Below are 351 nucleotides of genomic sequence, written 5' to 3' on the forward strand. Positions count from 1 at the left end.
GCGTGATCACGCCGGTCACGTCCGTGGTCCGGAAGTAGAACTGCGGACGGTAGTTGGTGAAGAACGGGGTGTGACGCCCGCCTTCTTCCTTGGTCAGGATATAGGCTTCCGCCGCGAACTCAGTGTGCGGGGTGATCGTGTTCGGCTTGGCCAGAACCTGGCCGCGCTCCACATCCTCACGCTTCGTGCCGCGCAGCAGCACGCCGACATTGTCGCCGGCCTCGCCCTGGTCCAGCAGCTTGCGGAACATCTCGACGCCGGTCACCGTCGTCTTCGTGGTGTCACGCAGACCGACGATCGACACTTCCTCGCCGACCTTCACGATGCCGCGCTCGATACGACCGGTCACCA

General features: G+C 64.1%; 1 protein-coding gene. It reads right to left on the minus strand.

Annotated elements, in window-relative coordinates; genetic code table 11:
• On the minus strand, window positions 1-351 hold a 351-nt coding region (locus WG924_RS28295), incomplete at both ends, for an EF-Tu/IF-2/RF-3 family GTPase (RefSeq protein ID WP_345936343.1).

This window comes from Tistrella arctica (assembly GCF_039630945.1).
In the GTDB taxonomy this organism is placed as follows: domain Bacteria; phylum Pseudomonadota; class Alphaproteobacteria; order Tistrellales; family Tistrellaceae; genus Tistrella; species Tistrella bauzanensis.